This window comes from Cryptosporangium minutisporangium, assembly GCF_039536245.1.
Taxonomy (GTDB): domain Bacteria; phylum Actinomycetota; class Actinomycetes; order Mycobacteriales; family Cryptosporangiaceae; genus Cryptosporangium; species Cryptosporangium minutisporangium.
The window spans coordinates 1-1,400 of record NZ_BAAAYN010000150.1; the positions used below are offsets into that span (position 1 = coordinate 1).

Here is a 1,400-nt window from a genome sequence, read left to right on the forward strand (position 1 = left end):
ACCGATGGTCACCGGGTCGAGCCAACCCCGCTGCGGCGCGGTGACCACGGTGTAGACGGCGAGCAGCATGCCGCCGACGAGAGTGACCGCACCGACCAGGTCGTGGCCGCCCTCGGAGGCTCGCTTGTCCCGCGGGATGAGCGCGTAACCGGCGGCCAGCGCGCCCAGAGCGAGGGGCACCGGTACCAGGAAGGTCCAGCGCCAGCCCAAGCTGGTCAGCAGGCCGCCGAGGATCAGCCCGGAGGAGTACCCGCTGGCGCCGAAGACGGTGAAGATCGACAGCGCCCGGTTGCGCGCGGGCCCTTCGGCGAACGTGGTGGTCAGGATGCTCATCGCCGTCGGTGCGGTGAACGCGGCGGCCAGGCCCTTGATGAACCTGGTGGCGATCAACAGCGTGCCGTCGTCGACGAGGCCGCCGACCAGCGACGCCACGGTGAAAACGCCGAGCGCGATCAGGAAGACCCGACGGCGGCCGAGGAGGTCGGCGGTGCGCCCGCCCAGGAGGAGTAGGCCGCCGTAGCCGAGCACGTAGCCGTTGACGATCCATTGCAGGGAGGTGGTGGACAAGCCGAGTTCGGAGCCGATCGAGGGCAGCGCTACGCCGACCATCGAGACGTCGAGGCCATCGAGGAAAAGAACCGTGCACAGCACCGCGAGCACGCCCCAGAGCCGGGGCGTCCAGCGCTGTTCCGCGGCAGGCGTGCCGGATGGCTGCGCCGCGGACTGCGTCAGGGAATCGGTGAGAGTCACGGAGGGGACGGTAGATGCTTGTGCATCTAATGTCCAAGCACATAATTCAGGCGCATATATTTCCCGCGCATGAACTCGCCGAACCGGGGTAGGATGCCCGACATGGAGCCGGAGACTGACCTCGTCGAGCGCTGGCGATCGCTCCTGACCTGCTACAACGAGATCGCGTGCCACCTCGAGCGAGCGCTGCAGGATTCCCACGGGCTGACCCTGAGCGAGTACGAGACGCTGGATCGTCTCACCACACAGGAGTGTGACAAGCGCCGCATGCAGGAACTCGCCGAGACGATGTACCTGAGCCAGAGCGCCCTGTCCCGCACGGTGGGCCGCCTGGTCAACACCGGCTTGGTCGAGCGCACCCACTGCGAGGTCGATCGACGAGGCGTGTTCGTCAAGATCACCGACGTCGGGCGGCAGCGGTACGAAGAGGCCCGCAAGACGCACCTCGCCGTACTGGCCGAGCACCTTCAGCCCGCTCCGGTCTAACGGCTCGCCGGTCCCGCGGCCGCGCGGGTCCCGCGGCTCCGCAGGGAATGCGAAAGGCCCCGGTGCGAGCACCGGGGCCTTTCGAGGTGGTAGCGGGGGCAGGATTTGAACCTGCGACCTCTGGGTTATGAGCCCAGCGAGCTACCGAGCTGCTCCACCCCGCG

The 1,400-nt window shown here is 68.1% G+C and carries 2 protein-coding genes and 1 tRNA gene; 1 reads left to right on the forward strand and 2 read right to left on the reverse strand.

Going from position 1 to position 1,400, the window contains the following annotated elements; genetic code table 11:
* Positions 1 to 732: MFS transporter (locus tag ABEB28_RS42955; protein WP_425559078.1), on the reverse strand; the 732-nt coding region annotated here is incomplete at its 3' end.
* Positions 733 to 852: 120 nt separating this feature from the next.
* On the opposite strand from ABEB28_RS42955, the gene ABEB28_RS42960 reads away from it, so the two are divergent.
* Complete coding sequence (locus ABEB28_RS42960; protein ID WP_345734066.1) at positions 853 to 1,236, forward strand: MarR family winged helix-turn-helix transcriptional regulator; 384 nt, start codon at positions 853 to 855, stop codon at positions 1,234 to 1,236.
* A gap of 87 nt (positions 1,237 to 1,323) precedes the next feature.
* Here the strand turns inward: ABEB28_RS42960 and ABEB28_RS42965 are convergent.
* Positions 1,324 to 1,400 (reverse strand) — tRNA-Met (locus ABEB28_RS42965).